This is a genomic window from Sphingopyxis sp. DBS4 (assembly GCF_024628865.1).
Lineage (GTDB): Bacteria > Pseudomonadota > Alphaproteobacteria > Sphingomonadales > Sphingomonadaceae > Sphingopyxis.
Genome location: NZ_CP102384.1, coordinates 4,151,545 through 4,170,431, shown reverse-complemented (window position 1 = coordinate 4,170,431; position 18,887 = coordinate 4,151,545). Strand labels below are relative to the sequence as shown.

Annotated in this window: 17 protein-coding genes; 12 read left to right on the top strand and 5 right to left on the bottom strand. The window is 63.0% G+C overall.

The genetic code is table 11. The features are described from left to right. The first annotated feature begins 50 nt into the window (after window positions 1-50). The 8 genes from NP825_RS20070 to NP825_RS20035 all read left to right on the top strand — a co-directional run bounded on the left by NP825_RS20070 (window position 51) and on the right by NP825_RS20035 (window position 5,789). Window positions 51-737, top strand: a complete 687-nt coding sequence (locus NP825_RS20070) for a LuxR family transcriptional regulator (protein WP_257547012.1) — start codon at window positions 51-53, stop codon at window positions 735-737. 90 nt (window positions 738-827) lie between these two features. Next, window positions 828-1,442, top strand: coding sequence for an acyl-homoserine-lactone synthase (locus NP825_RS20065; RefSeq protein WP_257547010.1), 615 nt, complete (start codon window positions 828-830; stop codon window positions 1,440-1,442). Between the two features lie 13 nt (window positions 1,443-1,455). Next, the gene (locus NP825_RS20060; RefSeq protein WP_257551567.1) at window positions 1,456-2,361 is read left to right on the top strand and encodes a phytanoyl-CoA dioxygenase family protein; all 906 of its coding nucleotides are present in this window, start codon (window positions 1,456-1,458) and stop codon (window positions 2,359-2,361) included. Between the two features lie 14 nt (window positions 2,362-2,375). Further along, entirely contained in the window at window positions 2,376-2,981 is a 606-nt protein-coding gene (locus tag NP825_RS20055) for a GntR family transcriptional regulator (protein ID WP_257547008.1), read from the top strand. Window positions 2,982-3,079: 98 nt separating this feature from the next. Next, window positions 3,080-3,199, top strand: coding sequence for a benenodin family lasso peptide (locus NP825_RS20050; protein WP_257547006.1), 120 nt, complete (start codon window positions 3,080-3,082; stop codon window positions 3,197-3,199). Window positions 3,200-3,276: 77 nt separating this feature from the next. Then, complete coding sequence (locus NP825_RS20045) at window positions 3,277-3,399, top strand: hypothetical protein (protein WP_257547004.1); 123 nt, start codon at window positions 3,277-3,279, stop codon at window positions 3,397-3,399. A 51-nt stretch (window positions 3,400-3,450) separates the two neighbouring features. Then, window positions 3,451-4,101, top strand: coding sequence for a lasso peptide biosynthesis B2 protein (locus NP825_RS20040; protein ID WP_257547002.1), 651 nt, complete (start codon window positions 3,451-3,453; stop codon window positions 4,099-4,101). After that, window positions 4,098-5,789, top strand: a complete 1,692-nt coding sequence (locus NP825_RS20035; RefSeq protein WP_257546999.1) for an asparagine synthetase B family protein — start codon at window positions 4,098-4,100, stop codon at window positions 5,787-5,789. The genes NP825_RS20040 and NP825_RS20035 overlap by 4 nt, the downstream gene beginning before the upstream one ends. On the opposite strand, the gene NP825_RS20030 is transcribed toward NP825_RS20035, so the two are convergent. The 5 genes from NP825_RS20030 to NP825_RS20010 form a co-directional block, all read right to left on the bottom strand. Continuing rightward, window positions 5,696-7,669 carry an Atxe2 family lasso peptide isopeptidase gene (locus NP825_RS20030; protein ID WP_257546997.1) on the bottom strand — a complete coding sequence of 658 codons (1,974 nt, stop codon included), beginning with the start codon at window positions 7,667-7,669 and terminating at the stop codon, window positions 5,696-5,698. The genes NP825_RS20035 and NP825_RS20030 overlap by 94 nt on opposite strands. Next, entirely contained in the window at window positions 7,663-10,614 is a 2,952-nt protein-coding gene (locus NP825_RS20025) for a TonB-dependent receptor (RefSeq protein ID WP_257546995.1), read from the bottom strand. The genes NP825_RS20030 and NP825_RS20025 overlap by 7 nt, the downstream gene beginning before the upstream one ends. 63 nt (window positions 10,615-10,677) lie before the next feature. Beyond that, window positions 10,678-11,634 carry a FecR domain-containing protein gene (locus NP825_RS20020; RefSeq protein WP_257546993.1) on the bottom strand — a complete coding sequence of 319 codons (957 nt, stop codon included), beginning with the start codon at window positions 11,632-11,634 and terminating at the stop codon, window positions 10,678-10,680. Further along, window positions 11,631-12,212 carry an RNA polymerase sigma factor gene (locus tag NP825_RS20015; protein ID WP_257546991.1) on the bottom strand — a complete coding sequence of 194 codons (582 nt, stop codon included), beginning with the start codon at window positions 12,210-12,212 and terminating at the stop codon, window positions 11,631-11,633. Before NP825_RS20015 ends, NP825_RS20020 begins: the two co-directional genes overlap by 4 nt. A gap of 280 nt (window positions 12,213-12,492) precedes the next feature. Next, entirely contained in the window at window positions 12,493-13,260 is a 768-nt protein-coding gene (locus tag NP825_RS20010) for a hypothetical protein (protein WP_257546989.1), read from the bottom strand. A gap of 357 nt (window positions 13,261-13,617) precedes the next feature. Between NP825_RS20010 and NP825_RS20005 the strand changes: the two genes are divergently transcribed. The 4 genes from NP825_RS20005 (at window position 13,618) to NP825_RS19990 (ending at window position 18,886) form a co-directional block, all read left to right on the top strand. Then, on the top strand, window positions 13,618-13,941 hold the full coding sequence (locus NP825_RS20005; protein WP_257546987.1) for a DUF736 family protein: 324 nt from the start codon (window positions 13,618-13,620) through the stop codon (window positions 13,939-13,941). 77 nt (window positions 13,942-14,018) lie between these two features. Further along, entirely contained in the window at window positions 14,019-14,948 is a 930-nt protein-coding gene (locus NP825_RS20000; RefSeq protein WP_257546985.1) for a HEPN domain-containing protein, read from the top strand. A 2-nt stretch (window positions 14,949-14,950) separates the two neighbouring features. Then, window positions 14,951-15,490 carry a hypothetical protein gene (locus NP825_RS19995; RefSeq protein WP_257546983.1) on the top strand — a complete coding sequence of 180 codons (540 nt, stop codon included), beginning with the start codon at window positions 14,951-14,953 and terminating at the stop codon, window positions 15,488-15,490. Window positions 15,491-15,529: 39 nt separating this feature from the next. Then, the gene (locus tag NP825_RS19990) at window positions 15,530-18,886 is read left to right on the top strand and encodes a nuclease-related domain-containing protein (RefSeq protein ID WP_257546981.1); all 3,357 of its coding nucleotides are present in this window, start codon (window positions 15,530-15,532) and stop codon (window positions 18,884-18,886) included. The last annotated feature ends 1 nt before the right edge of the window (window position 18,887 follow it).

Genomic DNA, 18,887 nt, shown 5'->3' with positions numbered 1-18,887 from the left:
CAATGCCAACGATCGACGCAGCGCACGCTTTTGCGCTCGACGTCTCTCGCGTGACGGACAAGGCAGGTCTCGCTGACCTGCTGCGCGAAGCCTGCAACGCCATGGGCTGCTCCTGGTTCGCGCTCAGCCATCATATCGACTTTCTCGCGGCGCCGGAGCGCGGCGTCCGAGTCCACAACTATCCGGAGGAATGGGCGCATTGGTTCGACGAGCAACGGCTCGGCGTCACCGATCCCGTCCACCGAGAAAGCCAGCGCAGCATGGCGGGATTCCTTTGGCACAATATGAAAGCCGAGCGACCCGAAGACGAAGTAATCCTCGCCGCGGCACGTCGGCACGGTATCGGCGACGGCCTCACCGTGCCCGCGCATCTTCCCGGTCATGCCCATGGTTCCGTTTCCTTCGCTTGGAAGCCGGGAGCCATAGCCAACGCCGACGCACTGCAATTCGCGCGGATGATCGGTGGAGCGGCGTTCGACGCAGCGCGCCTGATCGCCGATCCCGATCTCGCGCACGTCGGACCTCGGCTAACTCGCCGGCAGCGCGAGGTGCTGATCTGGTCGGCAAAGGGCGAGTCCATTCGGAGAATCGGGCTGAGGCTTGGTCTCAGTCCAGACACGGTGCGCGAGCATCTGCGCAATGCGCGGCAGCGCTACGAGGCGAACGGCGGCATCACATTGACTGTGCGTGCGCTTTACGATGGCGACATCAGCTTCGAGGACATTGCCAAGCGGTGAGAAAAATCGGCGACACCCCCCTATCGTGCTATGGTGCGGGCGCAAAAAGCCCTTCAATTGGAACGCCTCTTTTCAAACGGAGGCATTTCCATGTTGCTACTTGTCGATTCCACCAACCGGGCGCTCGAGCATAAGGCGCTCCGCTCGATGTTCGAGGCGCGCAAGCGCGTCTTCATCGATCTTCTCAAATGGGACATCCCAGCACTCGCCGATCGCTTCGAACTCGACCAGTTCGACGATGCCGATGCGACCTATCTGATCGTGACCGATACGGACGGCGAGCATCTCGCGTCGGCGCGGCTGCTCCTCACCACGCGTCCGGCTCTCCTCGACAGCCTCTTCCCGGGATTGGTGGCCGGTGACGTGCCGCAGGGGCCCGACGTTCTCGAAATCACTCGCTTCTGCCTGGCGCCCGGTATCGGGGCGCGGCAGCGGCGCATCGCGCGAGATGCGCTGCTCGTCGGGCTCGCCGAATTTGCCTTGGCGAACGAAATCCGCACATACACGGGCGTCGCCGAGCTTCCCTGGTTCCGGCAAATCCAGACCTTCGGCTGGGATTGCCGTTCGCTCGGTGAGCCGGTCCTGTGTCGCGGACAGGCGCTCGTCGGTCTTCGGATCGACATCGACGCTTCGACTGTCGCAAAGCTCGCCGGCGCGGGCATCGTCAGCAACGCAGCCGCGGCCTCGTCCGCCTGTGCAGCCTGAGGAGGGGGTGATGATGATCAATCCCGCCGCGCTTGATGCGGCCGCCCCCCGCTCCGCCGCCGGCTGCGAACTCATGGATCGGGGCTTCACGATCCTCAGGGGCGCAGCGCCCGCGTCACTCGTCGCGCGTGTCACCGAGGATCTTGCGCCGCGCTATGCCGCGACCCCCTTTTGCGAAGGGGGCTTCTACGGCGAGCGGACGAAGCGTTTCGGGCGGCTGCTTATCCGGTCGGCGCACATGGCCGATCTCGTCATGAACAGCGCGATTCTCGACCTTGCCGAACTGGCACTTGGCAATTGGTGCGAGCGGATTCAGCTCAATCTCGCCCAGGCAATCGAGCTGCACCCCGGCGCGCTCGCGCAATTCCCCCACCGGGATCAAGATATGTGGCAGGGCGCGCTCGGCGAGGTCGAATATCTCGTCAACGTGATGTGGCCCCTCACGTCCTTTACCGAGGCGAATGGCGCAACGCTGATCTGGCCGCATAGCCACGGGGTCGAAGCTTTCGTCGAGGAGCCGAAGGAAGCGCCGATCGTCACGGCAGCCGAGCCCGGCGACGCGATCGTGTTTCTCGGGTCCACTCTGCACGGGGCTGGCCAGAACCGGAGCGCGGAAGTCCGCCGCGGGATCATCGTCAGCTACTGCCTCGGCTGGCTCAAACCCTATGAAAACCAGTGGCTCGCCTATCCCCCCGAGATCGCAAAGGACTTCCCGCCGGACCTAGCGGCGCTCGCTGGTTATGCCCAGCACCGTCCCAATCTCGGCAATTTCGAGGGCCAATGCCCGTCGGTGTTGTTCGGCGGCTATCCCGAGGAACCTCTGGCAGCGATCGACGCGTTGCGGCCCGATCAGGCGACGCTGCTTGCAGACCATGTGGCCGGCCAGCGACGAAGCGGCGAGGGGGCGCTCGCGGCATGAGCCCGGGAGCGACGATGGAGCGGGTCTATCTGGACCTGAAGGCGCGCATCCTGTCGGGGGCTTACGCCCCTGGCACCCGCCTCGATCCGGCGCAGCTCGCAAAATCGCTCGCTGCGAGCGCGACACCGGTTCGCGACGCCCTTTATCGCCTCTCGGGGGAGCGGATCGTCGAGAGCTGGCACCAGGAAGGGTTTCGCCAACCGCTTCTTGCTGAGGCTGATCTCTATCATCTTTACGGCTGGACCGGCGCGCTGCTCGCCTTGGCGCTGAAAGGGCGCACGCCGCGGCCCGAACTTCCCGGTGGCCTGATCGAGCTTGCGAATCATGATGGCTATCCGGATGCGATCGATAGCCTGTTCCGGACTATCGCGATCGGTAGTGCCAACCGCGAATTATGCGATGCGATCGTCAATAGTGTGGAACGATGCATGACAATTCGCGCGGCGGAGGCTCGCGTCGATGAGGCCGCATTCCCTGCCTTGGCGGCGATGGCCGACGACTATCGCTTCGGGCGGTGGAGCGCTTTACGCAGCAAAATCACACGTTTCCATCGTCGTCGAGCCGCCTTTGCCGGCCGGGTTGCCGCCGAGATTCGACCGCGCTCCGAGCCGCTCAGATAATATTCGGACGATATGAGTCGTATAAAATTCCTATCTGATGCGCCGGTCGTAGCTTTGAAGGTGCCGCAATTCCGCGGCAATCTGAAAAGGATGCGAAAATGGAACGCACCAATGACCTCGTCGAGCTCGGCAGCGTCAGCGCCGACACCGCCGGCCAGAAGGGCCTGCCCTTCGAAACGGGCGGCCTGCAGAATATTCCCGGCCTGAGCCAGGAATAATCGGCGGAGCCGGGGGCCGCCTCACGCCGGCTCCCGGCATCTCCTCCACTCGTCACTCCGAACGAAAGGGAGCGATCATGGAACGCGAAACCGAAAATCTCGTCGAACTCGGCAGCGTCACGGACGACACTGCCGGCGACTGGGGCATGGCCTTCGAAGTCGGCGGACGTGTCCACGTCCCCGGTCTCGCCCAGGACTGAGCCGGCGCGCGGGAGTCGCGCTTCGCGTGGCTCCCGCATCCGGGAACTATGATGAGCTGGATGCTGGCGCCGGGAATAGGCTATTGCGAGGTGGGCGGCGAGCTCGTCTTCCTCGATCTCGCACGCGACCGCTATTTCGCGTTGCGCGGCGACGATCGTGCAGCATTCGAGCGCCTGCGGTCGGGCGCGTTCAACGACAGCGATGCAATGACCGGTTTGGTGCGCACAGGTCTTCTCGCGCACTCGGACGGCCGAGGGGGTCTCGACCCCGCGAGCGTCGCAATTCCGACGAGCGATTTGTCGGCGCGTGACGATGGCTTCAGCATGGCCGGAGGCGTCACAGCTGCGCGCAGCCTCTATTGGGCACGCCGCGCGATGCGCCCCAACAGGATCGGCGCCACGGTCGCCAGTCTTGCCGTGGCCAAGCAGCGCATCGGAGGCGCGAAACGAGAAGGGGAAATTGTAGCGGTTGCCGCACGCTATGCGGCGAGCCGCTGGATCGTCCCGATCTCGCCTCGCTGCCTGGTCGACGCTCTGGCGCTGGACCGGATCCTGCTGGGGCGCGGATTGGCGGCCACCCTCGTTTTCGGTGTTCGCACAAATCCCTTCGCAGCCCATAGCTGGTTGCAGTCTTCCGATACGGTCCTCACCGGCACAGCGGCTGAAGCGCGCAACTTCACACCGATCCTGACAGTCGGATGAGGCAGGGCGTCCTCGCCTTCGCCGGCATGGGCGCGACCGGGCTTGCTGACGCGGGGTCCCACGAGGGCTTGCATCGCATCGACACATTTCCGGGCCTCGAGCTGTGGGCTGGGGAAGACGTCCAGCAAAGCCGTCTTGCGGACGGCTCGATCATAATTGGGGACATTTTCCCGCATTCCGGGAAGCCGCTACGCGCGCCGGGCGATGGTTGGGGCGACTTTCTCGCCTTTTACCGGGGCGCGTCACTTAGCGGCGCCGAGCGCGCGCCGCTCACGGGGCGGCCGCTCTATTGGGTGCCGCATCAGGCCGGCGTGTTGCTCGCATCGCATCTGAAATTGCTAATGGGGCTTTGTCGTGCGATCCAGATTGACTGGGGTTTCGTCGCACACGGGCTCGCATACCGGAATCTTCGCACCGAACGGACAGGTCTCGTCGGCGTCTCGGAGCTGCTGCCCGGATCGCGCCTGCTTTGGGATGGCGCTTCGGCCCGGGTCGAGCAGACATGGTCGCCATGGCCCTTCGTCGCCGATCGCGATCCGTTGCCGGTTGCCGAGTTGGCGCCGGTCCTTCAGCACACCCTCCAGGCGGCGGTTGCCGCCTGGGTCGGGGCGCGACCGGATATCATGATCGAGCTTTCGGGCGGTCTTGATTCCTCGATCGTTGCGGCAGCGCTATCGGCGGCTGACGCCAATAGCGCTGCGGTCACTTTCGCGACGCCGGACGCCGATGGCGACGAGCGGCACTATGCCCGCGCCGTGGCGGAGCGCTGCTCGATCGAACTGATCGAGGCCGAACATGACGACCGCACGGTCGACCTGGTGAGACCGCCAGCGCATCTCCACTTCAGGCCCGGCGCCTATGCCGTCCTCGGCGGGATCGACCGGGCCTTCGAAGTTGCGGTTGGCGATCGCGAGGTCTCGGTGTTTGGCGGGATCGGTGGCGACAATGTCTTCGCCTTCGACAGCACGGTCGCTCCGATCCTCGATGCGGCATCGCACTTCGGATTGGGCGGGCGAATGTTCAGAACCATGCGCGACGTGGCCCGCGCGTCCAATGCGTCGCTCTGGGATGCGGCCCGGCTATCGTGGCGCGCGTGGCGCAAGGGACCGAGGCGTCGCTGGGAACGCGATACGACTTTCCTCGCGGTCGACGCCGTGCCGGCAATCCCTTTCGCCCATCCTTGGGACGTGGGCCCGACCGCCGTATCGCAAGCCAAGCGCAACCATGTCGAGGCCATCCGGCGCATTCTCGATTTCCTGGATCGGCCCGAGCGCTGGTATGATCGCGACGCCATCGCGCCATTACTGTCACAGCCGGTCGTCGAATTTTGCCTGCGGATCCCGAGCTGGACCTGGGTCGCAGGCGGCCGTGATCGCGCCGTGGCGCGCGCCGCCTTTGCGCCGCACCTGCCGCCCGAGATCGTCTGGCGGCGCGGGAAGGGTCGGATCGAATCCCTCTGCGTCGCCGCCTTTCTGGCGCAGCGGCCCGCGCTCCGCGATCTCATATTGGGCGGGCGCCTCGCCGAGCAGGGATTGCTCGATCGCGCTTCGATTGAGGCTTATTTCGCCCGCGACAATCTCGACGGCAATTTCGATTATTTCCGGTTGCTCGAAATCGCCGACGCCGAACGCTGGGTGCGGTCGATTGAAGCCCTGCCTTCCGGTCGGCCGAGCTTCGACCAGCGCTGATATTGGTCGGCCTTGGCCGGGTCCGGATCGATCTGGCCGGTGAGCCAGTAGCGGAACCAGTCGAGATTGCGCTGATAGGCCGCGAGCTTCTGACGTGGTTCGACCTTGATATGGGGCGCGAGCGGAAAGATGTGCATCTCGCCCATGCGGGCGCTGGCGAGCCTGCTTTGTAGCTCGACCGCTTGTCGCGCTTCATGCTCGGGAAGCTGCATCAGGACCGGCGCATGGATATGATCGATGTTGAGGGCGGTCGACAGACTGCGCCACGCTGCAGGGTTTTCGTCGGGGCGCCCGAGCTTCCAATAGGCGCGTAGATTGTCGGCGAACATCTCGCGTCCGGGCCGGGCGTTGAACCAGTAATAGGCAGGCTCCATCTGGACCGACGCGATCGAGACGGCCTTCAGGAGATCGCTGTACCGCGCCGTCCACATCGTCACTTCGCTGCCGAAGCTGAGGCCGCCCATGCCGACTCGATCCGGATCGATGTCACCGCGCTTCGACAGCATGGCGATCGCGCCCTTCACCGCATCCAGCGCGAGGTCGTAGCTCTCACGCGCGGACTTCCTTGAAGCCACCGTGTTGATGCAGAGCGCGGCGATGCCGTTCGCCGCGAGCGCGCGGAGCGGCCATTCGTCGCCGAGGCCCCCTCGAAGCCAGCCCGGACAGCGATAATAAGTGACGAAGAGCGGCAGCCGCCCGGGGATCTTCGGGCGGATGAATACGCCCGACGCACGGCTGCCGCTCACCTGCCATGCGATCGTTTCGGCAAGGAGCCCATCGCGGTCAGGATCTGGATTGGGGGAGTCGATGACGGTCTTGGTGCCGTCGAAGGCGATGCGGACGAGACGGGGCGGAATGTCCGCGGCGGCCTCGACGCAGAAAAGGGCGACTGGCGTTGCGGCACAGGGGCTGGATTCGTCGCGACCACCCGACAGCAGGCCCGTCGAGGAGGCCAGTGGGGCTATGGCGCTCGCCTTCGGCGACCAGATCATCAGCCTTTCCCGGAACGCACGGTCGCGCAGGGTGAGAGCGATGCGACCGTCGGTGAGCGTAGTTTGGGCAGCCAAGCGCCATTCGAGGCCGGGGCATCCGACGGGATTGCTGCATGCGTCGAAGTCCCGCAGGAGCCCGTCGAGCTCGGACGAGGGCTCCGGTTCGGGCGGCACTTCGAGCAATTTTCCTTCGTCGGCCGACGCGCGCTCCTCCGTTCCCGTTTGCAAGTCGCGCCGGGTGATGGTGCGAGGGGCATCGGACAGGAGCGGCACGCGGTCGAACCAAGCGCCGGAGAAGCGCTGGGTGCTAGTGCGCCCATTGATCATCGCGCCGCGGAACAGCGGCTGCGCGAGATCGGTCTTTCCATCGACGAGGATACCAGTCTCGCGCTCGCGATCCTCAGCACGGGCAATTGCGTCGCGCGCCGGGCCTTCGCTGAAGATCAGCGCGCCGTCGGGCGCGATGGCGAAATGCTCGATGTCGCCCTCGCGCTCGACAAGCGGTGCAAAGCCCGACCCGTCGATACCGCTGCGCCACAGCGCAACGCGGCCGTCGATCAGCGCCCGGACGATCAGCGCCCGGCTGTCCGGCATCCAGAGGGCCTCGCCGGGGAGAACCGTGCCGACGTCATTCCATAGGGCTGTTCCGAGGCGTCCGAGCGCGCGCGGGGGCGTGCCGCCGTCGCTGGCGACAATATACCATTCCACGTCGATCCGGTTGGTCGCCACCGACGGACGTTCGATCCGGTAGGAGAGCCAGCGGCCGTCGGGCGAAGCCGACAGCCCCGAAATGTCGGCGGTCTCGGCAATGTCTCTCGGCGTCATCTGGCTGGCCGCGGGCGATGCCGCGGCCAGCAGAACGATTACCAATGCGGCGCGTGCTACCATCGCACGGTCGCCTGGAGCGAGATCATCCGCCCCAGCGGGTTTGCCTTCTCCGGGTCGTACCCGAGCGCAGACGTGTTGCTGCGGTTGGTGATATAGGGCGGGTCGCGATCGAACAGGTTCACGATGCTGAGCGCGAGATTGAGCCCGCGCCCCCCTTCGTTGCCGCCGATCCGCTGCGATAGCGTGAGGTCGACCGTCGTCCACGACGATACCTGCTCGACCGGCACCACCACCTGGTTGGTGTAGCCATCGATATAGTTGACGAAGGCGTTGGCCGAAAAGCCGCCGTCCGACGACCAGCCGAGCCTTCCCCGCAGACGCCATTTCGCCGGGCTGCCATAATTGCCGACGACGTCGGTCGCGGGCGCACCCGGCGTCAGCTGCCGATCGATCGAGAAGATATGGCTTCCCGCGATGCCGAGATCGAGAATGCCGCCTGCGAACTCGGGCGCATAGCCGACATCGAAATCGAGCCCGCGCTGGCGCACCGCCGACAGGTTGCGGATCTGTCCGTCGAGGATCGCGACGATATCGGTTGGGGCGAGCCCGAACGGGTTACTGAACGTCGGCGCGCTGAAATAGCTCTGCACGAGCGCCAGCGACGGATTGTCGATGATGACGCCGCCGAATACGTCGCGATTGGAGAGGAAGCGCAGGAAATCCTCGCTCGCCGTGCCGATGCGGTTCTTATAGTCGACATCATAATAGGTGAGCGACGCCTTCACGCCCGGCAGCGACGGCGGAGCGATATCGAAGCCCGCGGTCCATGTGGTGGCTTCTTCCGGCCCGATCCCCGGCGCATAGCCGAAGAGTGCGAGCACGTTGGAGGTGCCGGTCGGCGATGCCGGGTCGGGCGACACGAACGTCGTGTAGAGTGACACAGCGGGACCGATCAGCTCGTCGAAGGCGGGAGCACGAAACGAGGTGCCGTAGGAGCCGCGCAGCGCGATGCCATCGAACACTTCCCACCGGACGCCGAGCTTCGGATTTGTGGTTCGCCCGAACTGATTATAATCCTCGATCCGTCCCGCGAGCGAGAGATCGAGCTTGCGGATGCCGAGGACGCCATTGTCCGCCCCGAAGATCGGAACCAGTAGCTCGGCATAGGCCGATTTGACGTGGCGCGGGCCGGGGAGGCCGGCGAGTGGCTCGGTCAGCGGCGTCGCAAAGCTGATATCGTTCGTCGTCTCATAGCTGTAGCGTTCGCGGCGATACTCGGCGCCGATCGCGAGCCGGACCTCGCCACCCGGAAGGCGGAAGAGCGGGCCGTCGCCGCGCAGCGCCGCCGACCAGCTTTCGAAATCGTCAAGCGTCGAATAGCTTCCACGAATGGCGGCGATCGTCGCTGGGTTGTTCGCGCTCCCGTTGCCGAAGATATTGAAGGCGGTCGCCGGGTTGGTGTCGGCGAGCGCGGCACGCAGCCGCGCGCGATTGGTCGCGTTGATCGTGTCGGCCTTGCCCTTCTGCCGCCCATAGGTGCCGCCGAACTGGACGCGCCACGCGCCGAACGCCTGTTCGAGGCCGGCGTTGGCGGTGATCCCGCGCACGCGTCCGACGTCGAGCTGCGGCCCGAGGTCGTTAACGAAGCTGTATGCGACCGTCACCGGCTGGTTGGTGCCGATGGGATCGACATAAAAGGGATTGGTGACCGGGACGGTGGCCGACTGGAGGAAGTCGCCGATCCCGACCTTGCGATAGCGCCGCTCGGCCAGGAGGACATTGGCGCGGAAGGTCAGGCTGTCGCTGAGGTCGAATTCTCCCGCGGCATAAAGGCTATGCGTGCGCTGGCGCGGCAGCAACCCGCTTTCCGCGCGTGCGTCGCGGCGGTTCTGGACGCCGGGAAGGAGGTCAGCCGCATCGAGATTGCGCCCATCCTGTCCCGCGGGAATTCCGAACACTTGGCCGTTGGCCGCGGTGATCGTTCCCGGCACGGCAAAGGTCGAACGGAAATCGGGGCCACCGAAGGGACGGAGATCCTCGCGCGCGAAATCGCGTTTGGCGGCGTGGAGGGCCCCGCGCTGCGAGAACTGATAGGCCAGCGTCAGATGTGCGCCGCCCCAGCTTTTCCCGAAGAGCTGGCCGAACTGGACCTCGGTCATGTCGCCGTCTGCTGTACCGGCGCGTAGGATGGTCTCGGCACCTTCGAAGCGATTGCGGAGGCGGACGTTCACGACGCCGCCGACCGCGTCGGCACCGTAGATGGCCGATGCGCCATCGGTCAGCACCTCGATACGCTCGACTGCGCTCATCGGAATGAGCGAAATGTCGGCAAAGACCCCGCCGATGCCGCCGAGCGCCGGTCGCGCGCCATCGATCAGGACAAGGGTCGACGAGGCACCGAGTCCGCGGAGGTTGATGCTGCTGCCGTAGGTCGCATCGCTTCCCGCGCCATTTCGAGTGGTCGCGCCAAGCGTTGTCTCGGTCGGCCCGCCGCCGAAATTCTGCGGCAGCGACTGGAGCAACTGTTGGACGGTGCCATAGCCGCTTTTTTCGATTGCCTCGCGGTCGAGGGTCAGAACGGGCGAACCAACCGGGCCAGCACCGCGAATACGCGAGCCTGTGACAACGATGGCGTCTCCAGCGGCGGTTTCCGGCGTCTCGTCAGTCGAGCTGAGGTCCTCCGCCGCATCGCCGTTTCCCGCGCGGAGCACCAGCGTGCCATCGACGAGCTCGACGTTGAGGCCGCTGCCAGCAAGCAGACGCGTCAGCGCGGCGTCGCTCGACATCCGCCCGCGAACGGCCTTCGAGCGCTTCCCCTGGACGAGGTCGGCCGAATAAAGAATGTGGCGGCCCGAGACGTCGCTATATTTGCGCAGCGCATCGCCGAGCGGCTGCGCGGCGATTTCGAAGCTTCGCTGTTCGACTTGTGCATGTGCGGGTGCCGAAGCGAGCGCCGCGATGGCGCAGCCCGATGCCAATATTGCGGCGAGTAACGTCTTTTGCATATTTCCCTCCCAGCGGCCTGCATGGCCGTCTGAGGGGGCAAGACGTTGAGGCTGGAAATTCCCCTAGTTTTTTATTTTCGGCTTCAGAATGTAGGTGCTGCCGCGTTCTTCTACGTCCAGGTCGAGCGCGACGCCAAGCTTGCGCGCAAGCGAGCCCGCATCGGCGACCTCGAACTTTCCACTCACGAGACGTGTGCCGCTGGCAGGGTCCGCCAGTTCGATCCTGGCGGGATTGACCCGGTTCGCGCGGTCGATAACCGCGCCGAGCGGCAGATTGTCGGCGATCAGCAGACTGGCATTGTCCGTCGCGCCGATCGGGCTAACGAGGGCCACCGGCTCGCTCGTCGCGGCTATCTCGACCAGCTTCGGTCCGTCGACCGTGACCGCGGCTCGCTGACCGGGACGGAGGCGGAGCGGCGCGCGCTGCTTTGTCGTCGCTCTGATCTCGACCGACCCTTCGACCAGATGGATGAGCGGCTCGCCGCCGGTGAGGTCGATCTCGAAAATCGTGCCTAGCGCGGTCGTCTCGCTCCCTGCGGCCTCGACCCGGAAGGGGCGGGCCTCATCATGCGCGACGGTGAAACGGGCCCGACCACCGGTCAGAATGACGCGCCGCTCGGCGGGGCTGAACTTGGGATCGATCTTCGCGCCATCCATCAGGGCGACGCGCGTTCCATCTTCGAGCACCACTTCGCCGGTCGCATTCTCGGCGACGATCGGCTCGCTGCTGCGATTGCCGAGGAATATCCATGCGAAGCCGAGCGAGAGCGCGAGGACCAGCGCCGCGGCAAGCGCCCATTGGGCGGATGAGCGCGCAGGCTTGGCTGATGCTGCGCGGTGTGCGGCGAGATGCTCGGGCGCGACGCCGCCGACCAGCAGCCAATTGTCTTCGGCTCGGGCATATTCGGCGGCATTTTCGGGGTCGGCGAGCCAGGCGTCAAATTCCGCCTTGTCGGCGTCGGCGTCGGGCGCGCGCATACGCGCGAACCAGTACGCGGCCTCGGTGTCGCGGTCGCTCACTTATGGTCGGCCCGTGCCTTGCGGATCGCGATCATCGCCTGCGCGATATGCCATTCGACGCCCTTCACCGTGATTCCTTTCGCTTCAGCGATCTCGTCATAGCTCAGGCCGTCGAAGCGATGCATTATGAAGATGGAACCAGTTTGGGGCTTTAATCGGGCAATCGCCCGCTCGACGCGGCGCAGGGCTTCGCGGGCTTCGAGCGCGGCATGGGGGTCGGGGCCGGCGATGTCGTCATCCTCGAAGCTGTGATGATGCGCCTGCAGCCGCACATCGTCGGTGCGCGCGCGATCGGTGAGAAGATTGCGCGCGGTGCGCACGAGATAGGCGCCCGGCTGCGCGATCAGGGCGCGGGCGAAGCTGTCCTTGTCGGCGAGCCGGCGAAAGCATTCCTGGACGAGATCGCCGACATCCTGGCGGGGTGCGCGACGGCGGAGATAGCGGGTGAGCTCGCCCCGATGCTCGGCATAGAGCGCCTCCATTCCGCTGGCGCCGCCAAAGCCCGTCCAGTCGGCCGGAGGCACAGCCTCGCCGCTGCCGAGACCCTGCCCGCGTTGCTGCTCGTCGTCGAAATCCATCCCCGATCGCCTTCCGGTCGGGCGGAGGCGGCGTGCCAAAGCCGGGCGGTAAGAACATATTCGGAAATATGTGCCGCCGCCTTTGGCCCGAGGGCTTGGACATACGCAACGGCCACCCGGCAAGGATGGGAATTTCACAAGGCTTTCCGAACGAGCTTCTTACAACTCGGCATCGCGCGCCTGTCAGCCCGATGCCTCACCAGCATAGTCCGACGTTACGGCAGGGCAAGCCTGCCGACGCGAGATACATCCAGATTGAGTCAGTCTATTGCGGTCGATCCTAGGTTGCTGGCTTTGGGACTGCCGTCGTGTAATCCGTATCCTCCAACTCACCGGAGCTCATCCGTGTGCGCATGTGATCAGCAGCTCCGCGGCTGGCGCAGAACTTGTCAGCATCAAATTCGTATTGGGGCAGCGAACGTCCAAGAGCCGCATCGGTCGAAGCGGCATCATTCAGCCGCGTCTCCACGTCGTCGAGGAGTTTCTGTAGCTTTGCTTCTATCTGCGCCAGGCGAGCAACAATGAGCGCTTCCATTCTGGCCCCCAAGCCGACTTTGTGGAGCGCGCGCGTTGTGTAGACCCCGTAGCGATACTGATTGCGATTGAAGCTACGCACAACTGCGTCGCGGACAATCGGTCCGTCCTCGGTTTCCTCGCCTCGCCCATAGTGCGCGAACACGGAATTCCGCAGCGTCTTGACCTCATCATGAGTGGCCTTGTCGTCTGCTGAAAGGCCCTCCTCGCCCAGCAACGCGGGACGAGCGCCGCTTGTGAACGTGGCCCGGGCATATAATATGATTGCGTTGGTGAAGAGCGCGCCAAAAATCGTCGCGTCATCGTCATTGCCGCCAACGATCTCCGGCCGATCGCTTTCGGCCTCTTGCATTTGCCTGATGATTCTTAGTGAAGCTGCAGCGTTGCGGAGATCATCGCGGATCGATCCGATGGCCGCTGCCCGGTCGACTGACGCCACGAGAGGCTTGTGCCCGCCGGCGGCCCTGAGGTCCGCTGCAAGAGGGACGAGGTCGAGATGGTGCTCTAACGACAATGGCTGCTCTCAGCCTCGCCAGCGATCGTATCGGCGAACCACCCGAAAAACGTCTGCCATCGCCCTCTCCATGATATCGCGAGCCAGAACTTGCTTTTAGCCGATCGCGCGCGCCGATTTTCACATCTGGGTGTCGAACCGTCGCTTCGCAACCTCGGCCGCACCAATCTTCGTCGCGAACATAACTCGAAGACAGCGCGGCAATTCGCCTTGCCTTGGTCTTGGCACGACGCGGCGGGCGCGCAATGGGCTTCGCCCATCCTCCGCTCTGCTTCGGCCCATGGGTGCGCACCAGCCTGGAGCGTCATGCCCCGACGTGCGGCGCGGGAATTGCCCCGCCAGTTCTGGAGATGAATCATGGGAGCAATCGGTCTTGTCAGCGGAACGGTGGAAAAGGGCTATGTCGGCCAGCTCACGACGATCACCATCCGCGTTCCCATCGAAATCCGCCGCAACCCCTCGAAGAACGGCGATGTGCAGCCGGACTATCGCGTCTGGTCTGACGGGGTTGAATGTGGCGCCGGCTGGCTTCGGCGGAGCGAAGCATCGGGCAAGCTCTACGTCTCGCTCACCCTCGAGGCGCCCGAGTTCGGGCCGCGGCGCATCTACGCGAACCTCGGCCGCGCGGCGGGACAGGACAATCCGGATGTCTATGCCCTGTTATGGAATCCCGCCGATTGACCGAGATGGCGGGGTCCTTTGCCCCCGGTTCATTCTCCGGGTGCAAGGGACTCCGCACCTTGATAGGGTGACACGCAATGCGCAGCAGCTTCGATCATCTTCCACCCCACAAGCAGCGTGAACTCGAGCGGATCGTCCAGATCATATTCGAAGAGTTCGAGGACGCGCTCGCGCTCGCCACGCAGGACTGGAAGCGCAAGGGACGGATTTCGAAAATCATTCTCTACGGCAGCTATGCGCGTGGTGGCTGGGTCGACGAGCCGCATACCGCGAAGGGCTACCAGTCGGACTTCGACCTTCTGATCATCGTCAACGACGACAGGCTGACCGATCGCGTCGAATATTGGGCGAAGCTTGACGACCGGTTGATCCGTGAGCTGTCGGTGACGAAGACGTTGCGCACACCGGTGAACTTCATTGTGCACAGCGTTAGCGAGGTGAATGCCGGGCTATCGCAGGGGCGCTACTTCTTCATGGACGTGGCGCGCGATGGGATCGCGATCTACCAGGCTGTCGACGACGAGCTGCCCGAGCCGCAGCCGAAGACGCCGCATGCGGCGCTCGAGATGGCGAGGGAATATTTCGAGGAATGGTTTCCGAGCGGAGGCGAGTTTTTCGACAATTTCCGTTTCAATCTTGAAAGGGGACGATTGAACAACGCCGCTTTTCAACTTCATCAGGCGACAGAGCGCTACTACAACTGCGCGTTGCTGGTCTGCTCGTTCTATTCCCCGCATGTCCACAATCTCGCGTTCCTAAGGACTAATGCCGAACGAATTGATGACCGCCTTGTCGATGTGTGGCCCCGCGACAGTAAGTCGGACCGGTCACACTTTGAGAAACTGAAGGAGGCATACATCAAGGCTCGATATTCGAAGCACTATCGCGTTTCTGACGAAGAACTCGAGTGGCTTGGTGCACGCGTCGAAGTGCTGGCCGAAATTGTAAAGACGCTCTGCAGTGAGCGCATCTCTCAACTTGAGGGCACCGCTCGGGACGCGGGGTAGCTATGCCAATACTCAAGGTTGGCGACGCGTACGCCGATTTAGAATTTGATCTTCTGTCAAGGCATTTGATGGTCCTGGATGTCGAGCTGATACGGCTGAACTCGGCCATAGCAGCATCGTCCGATGCAGAATCGTCCGGTCATTTTGACGCCGCCGAGTATTTTATTGGCCACGGCTTGGTGGCGATTCAGCGCTACCTGACGGCAGCCCGGTCTGGTCTCGGTTTCGGCATGGTCGATGCCCTCGACGTTCCCCCGATGCTACGGGACGGGTTGTCATTCGTGGCTGCGATCAATGCAGGGGCGAACTATTGGAAGCATATGGAGGAATGGGTCGAGGTTATTAATAGGTCGGATGGTTCTGTTTTGAAGGGGGCCGCCTTGAGGACCCTTCAGCAGATTGAATCTTTCACACCGTGGGAGGATTATACATGCTCGAATTTGCTCGCAGTCCTGCTTGAAGGGCAGCCGCTTGAGCTTTCGCGCCTCCTTCCTTGTATTGAGCAATGGCGCGCCAATCTTTTCGGCATTCGAAGGAGCTAGAGCTAGCCGTCATGTTGAAGTTGTCTTTCCCGTATTGCGGTGACCACCTATGCTAGCCCAATGGGAGAGGCTGGAACGCGCATCGGAGTATATTTGGGAAGTCCGATCGAAGATCCGACTGAGCGAAAGTTTCTGGCACGCTTGCGGCGAGAGTTCGAGCTGACCCAAACACCGGTCGTGGTGCTTGCCAATTTTCATGTCGGGTCTCGTCGTCGCCAGATCGACTTCGTCGTCGTGACCGCTGATCATGCTGTGGTAGTGGAGCTTAAGGGTTATAGGTTGCCCGTTCAGGGCAAACCGAACGGACCTTGGTTCAGCACGCAAGCGGATGGTTCGCTACGTCAGCTGGGCAGTCGCTCACCCTATGATCAGACAGTCAACAACCGTTTCGCAGTCACCGATGCGCTGGCGACCTTTCTGGCGGATGGGGCCGATGCTCGCACGGCCGCTTCCGGCATGCTGTGTATATTTCCCGAGCCGCCCCATGGCTCGCGTATTCCTGCGTCCGACCACAAAGCGTCGATTGGCGGATGGAGCGTATTCGAACGGCTGATCGCTTCGCGCTGTTCTCGAACTCTTCCGCTAGACCGCTGGCGTGAGTTTGCCGAGGAGCTTGGGTTGCGACCAGAAAGTGAAGTGTCGCCTAGCAGCTCTTCCACCCTGATCGCTGATTATCAAGCTCGATTGATTGAGCTGTCTGCGGCGATCGACGGCCCATTTCATCCGCCGACGTTCGAAGTCGACCACGAGGAAGATCAGCCCGAAATTGAGGTTTTAATCAAGGATGGTCGCCAGCCCCTGCTCATGGGGCCCTCAGGGGTAGGGAAGACGCGCTTGTTCGCCAAGCTTGCTGCATCGGCTGCAAACGCTGGTCGCGTCCCAGTGACTATCCGGGCTCGCGAATTCGAAGGCGATCTTGCGCCTTTGCTGCGTAAGTCCGTTGCGGTCGGGACGCCCGTCTCTCCCGGCTCACTCTTTTCAGCGGCCCGGGCGGCCGGCGCGGACATTGTCCTACTCGTCGACGCCCTCAACGAATGCAGCCCGGCTCTCCTGCCGCGGCTAGTTTCCGTACTCCAAGCATTCCGGCTACGATATGACGCACTCGTCTTGCTGTCGGGGCAGTCGGACGTAGAACTCCCGCCGCTTCTGGACGGACCTCGCCTGAAACTACTCGTGCCAGACCGCGAGCGCGCCGAAGCGCTGGTCGCGGCTCATCTTGGTCGCCCGCTCGACGCTGCCGAAAGAGAGGCTCTCGATCTCGTGGCCACTTCGCAGGATGCAGCGGTCCTTGCCGGCATATTGTCGGAGACGGGGTATGCTGACGGTCGTTATCGGCTCTATGACCTCTTCACGCGCAACCTCCTTCCGAGGGAGAAGCAAGCGGCCCTCCACGCTGGGTTGGCGGCACTGGCGACCGCGATCCGCGCCGAACTTCGGCCGATGATAGCGACCGCCTCTGCGCGTCGAATCTTGAGGCAGGCATGTCACGACTGCGACCATGACGTCGTTGAAGCGGTGCTGACTGACGGGAAGCTTCTCTCAACCGAAGGCGGCCAGACTCGATTCCGCCACGACCTGTTCACCGACTTTTTCGCTGCGGCCGACCTTATCCATAGTGCAACGAGCGAAGACGCTTTGATTACTGAGGTACTTCGGCCCTACCACGCCGAATTGCGCGAATTCGTCCTTGGCGGTGCTGGGCGCGCCGTACAGGCAGCGCTACTCTCGTCAGAGGCTGCCCCGCGGCTACTGCCCGGTGCATTGCGAGGCCGGGGCGGTAGAGAGCTTCGGCGCCAGACACTTGTGCGGTGCCAGGAATTGCTGGATCGAGTCGCGACCCATATTCGATCGCTCGTTTTCTCACTGCCAGAGCAACCTGAAACTGAGCGATATCAGTACCTCAAGGCGGAGTTCGACGGCGAGTTGGGGCTCGCAGATCATGAGAATAGGCTTTGGCACGCACTTCCCGTTGCTGCGGAGGAAGGGTTGTTGAACGCAATCTTGGAATTCGCTCAGGCGGTCGATCATCAAATCGGGAACGAAGTAGCGCGGCTGCGATTAGAATATCCCGATATTCGATACTTCAATCATCTTGCTTACCTGACGATCCATGGGGCGTGGTGCTCTGCGTCGGAACTTTCTCTGGTGAGATCGCTCGTCACAGGTTGCCAAAATCGATTTGGCGACTTGGAGCCGGTCGATCTTCCGGGGCATCTGGCCGACGAACTTGATAGCTTCGAAGGGAAAGGGCCTACTCAGCTTCTCATCCTTCTCGCGATGATGCGAGGGTGCTGGCGCCAAATGCCCAAGCTTCCGACACGAATGGTAGAGTTGCTAAGTCATTGTTGGGAGAGCCGGGTTTACCATTTGCGCCTGCTCACGACCGATATGGTCTATTTTAACGGGCGCCATTTCGAACCCGACCTCAAGGCAGAAGTCGCCGAGCTTCTGCACAGCTACCTCGGTGAAAACGCGCTCCAGAATACTTTCGTGTTCGATGCGCTTAAGGCCATCGATGCGGTCGATTTCGGCCTCGACGTGGATGCGATCGTCGAGGAATACGTTTGGATTGCCGAGCAGCCAATCAATGACGCCATCAGCAAAAGGGCAATGTCGGCCTATTACAGTACTTGGGATCATCCTGACCCTGAGCCCTATTGCGAGGCCTTCTACGAACGGCTGACCGACGAAGTTCGGGGGGCGGTCCTGATCCGCGCGCTTTCCAGCGCCGATCATGACACGATGTCGCTCGATTTCGCTATGAGGGAACTTCCCGAGCCTCTTGCGGAAGCTTGGATACCAATTGTCGAGCGATATGTGGTTGCGCCAGTTACGCCGTCGATCTCGGTTCAGTCTTCTGTGGCTCTTTTCGCCGCAGCCTGTGCGAAGTTGGCACGTTCCAATCTACCGCTTCCTCCGACTGCATCTCCGGAGGCAATAACGATTTCGGAGCTTGCCTGGAGGCGCATAGGGCCAATCATTTATGCCTTGAACCAAGAACCCGCGAGATCGCGAGAGGAGCTAGAAAAGCTCTGGGCAGCCTTTGCATCTACTGGTGGCGGCGCGGCAGTCGATCCGGTATTCCGCACAATCTCAGATGTCCCAATGTTTCGAACCCGGGCGAAGGTCGACTTCATCGATTATTTCCCATCGCAAATGCGGAGTTTAGCACTCGAAGCACTGCAAGCGGAGTATCGGCCCGAGAGCTACTTTCACATCTATAATGAGAAGGGAGCCGAGGAAACGCTACGCGACCATCGTAGATTTGCTCTCTCCTTGCTCGGTTCGGTTGGCAAATCGACCGACATATCGTTGCTAAGATTGTGGATGGACGATGCGCAGCTCGGCGAAGCAGCCCTTGCTAGCGCTCGCAGGCTCGAGACGCGGACCATCTGAC

What these genes read in the sequence shown, in the direction of transcription:
- NP825_RS20055 (WP_257547008.1), top strand. Translation starts at nt 2,376, where the DNA reads ATGGAGCGGGTCTATCTGGACCTGAAGGCGCGCATCCTGTCGGGGGCT.
- NP825_RS20025 (WP_257546995.1), bottom strand. Translation starts at nt 10,614, where the DNA reads ATGCAAAAGACGTTACTCGCCGCAATATTGGCATCGGGCTGCGCCATC.
- NP825_RS20065 (WP_257547010.1), top strand. Translation starts at nt 828, where the DNA reads ATGTTGCTACTTGTCGATTCCACCAACCGGGCGCTCGAGCATAAGGCG.
- NP825_RS20060 (WP_257551567.1), top strand. Translation starts at nt 1,456, where the DNA reads ATGATCAATCCCGCCGCGCTTGATGCGGCCGCCCCCCGCTCCGCCGCC.
- NP825_RS20015 (WP_257546991.1), bottom strand. Translation starts at nt 12,212, where the DNA reads ATGGATTTCGACGACGAGCAGCAACGCGGGCAGGGTCTCGGCAGCGGC.
- NP825_RS20045 (WP_257547004.1), top strand. Translation starts at nt 3,277, where the DNA reads ATGGAACGCGAAACCGAAAATCTCGTCGAACTCGGCAGCGTCACGGAC.
- NP825_RS20040 (WP_257547002.1), top strand. Translation starts at nt 3,451, where the DNA reads ATGAGCTGGATGCTGGCGCCGGGAATAGGCTATTGCGAGGTGGGCGGC.
- NP825_RS19995 (WP_257546983.1), top strand. Translation starts at nt 14,951, where the DNA reads ATGCCAATACTCAAGGTTGGCGACGCGTACGCCGATTTAGAATTTGAT.
- NP825_RS20005 (WP_257546987.1), top strand. Translation starts at nt 13,618, where the DNA reads ATGGGAGCAATCGGTCTTGTCAGCGGAACGGTGGAAAAGGGCTATGTC.
- NP825_RS20000 (WP_257546985.1), top strand. Translation starts at nt 14,019, where the DNA reads ATGCGCAGCAGCTTCGATCATCTTCCACCCCACAAGCAGCGTGAACTC.
- NP825_RS20050 (WP_257547006.1), top strand. Translation starts at nt 3,080, where the DNA reads ATGGAACGCACCAATGACCTCGTCGAGCTCGGCAGCGTCAGCGCCGAC.
- NP825_RS20030 (WP_257546997.1), bottom strand. Translation starts at nt 7,669, where the DNA reads ATGGTAGCACGCGCCGCATTGGTAATCGTTCTGCTGGCCGCGGCATCG.
- NP825_RS20035 (WP_257546999.1), top strand. Translation starts at nt 4,098, where the DNA reads ATGAGGCAGGGCGTCCTCGCCTTCGCCGGCATGGGCGCGACCGGGCTT.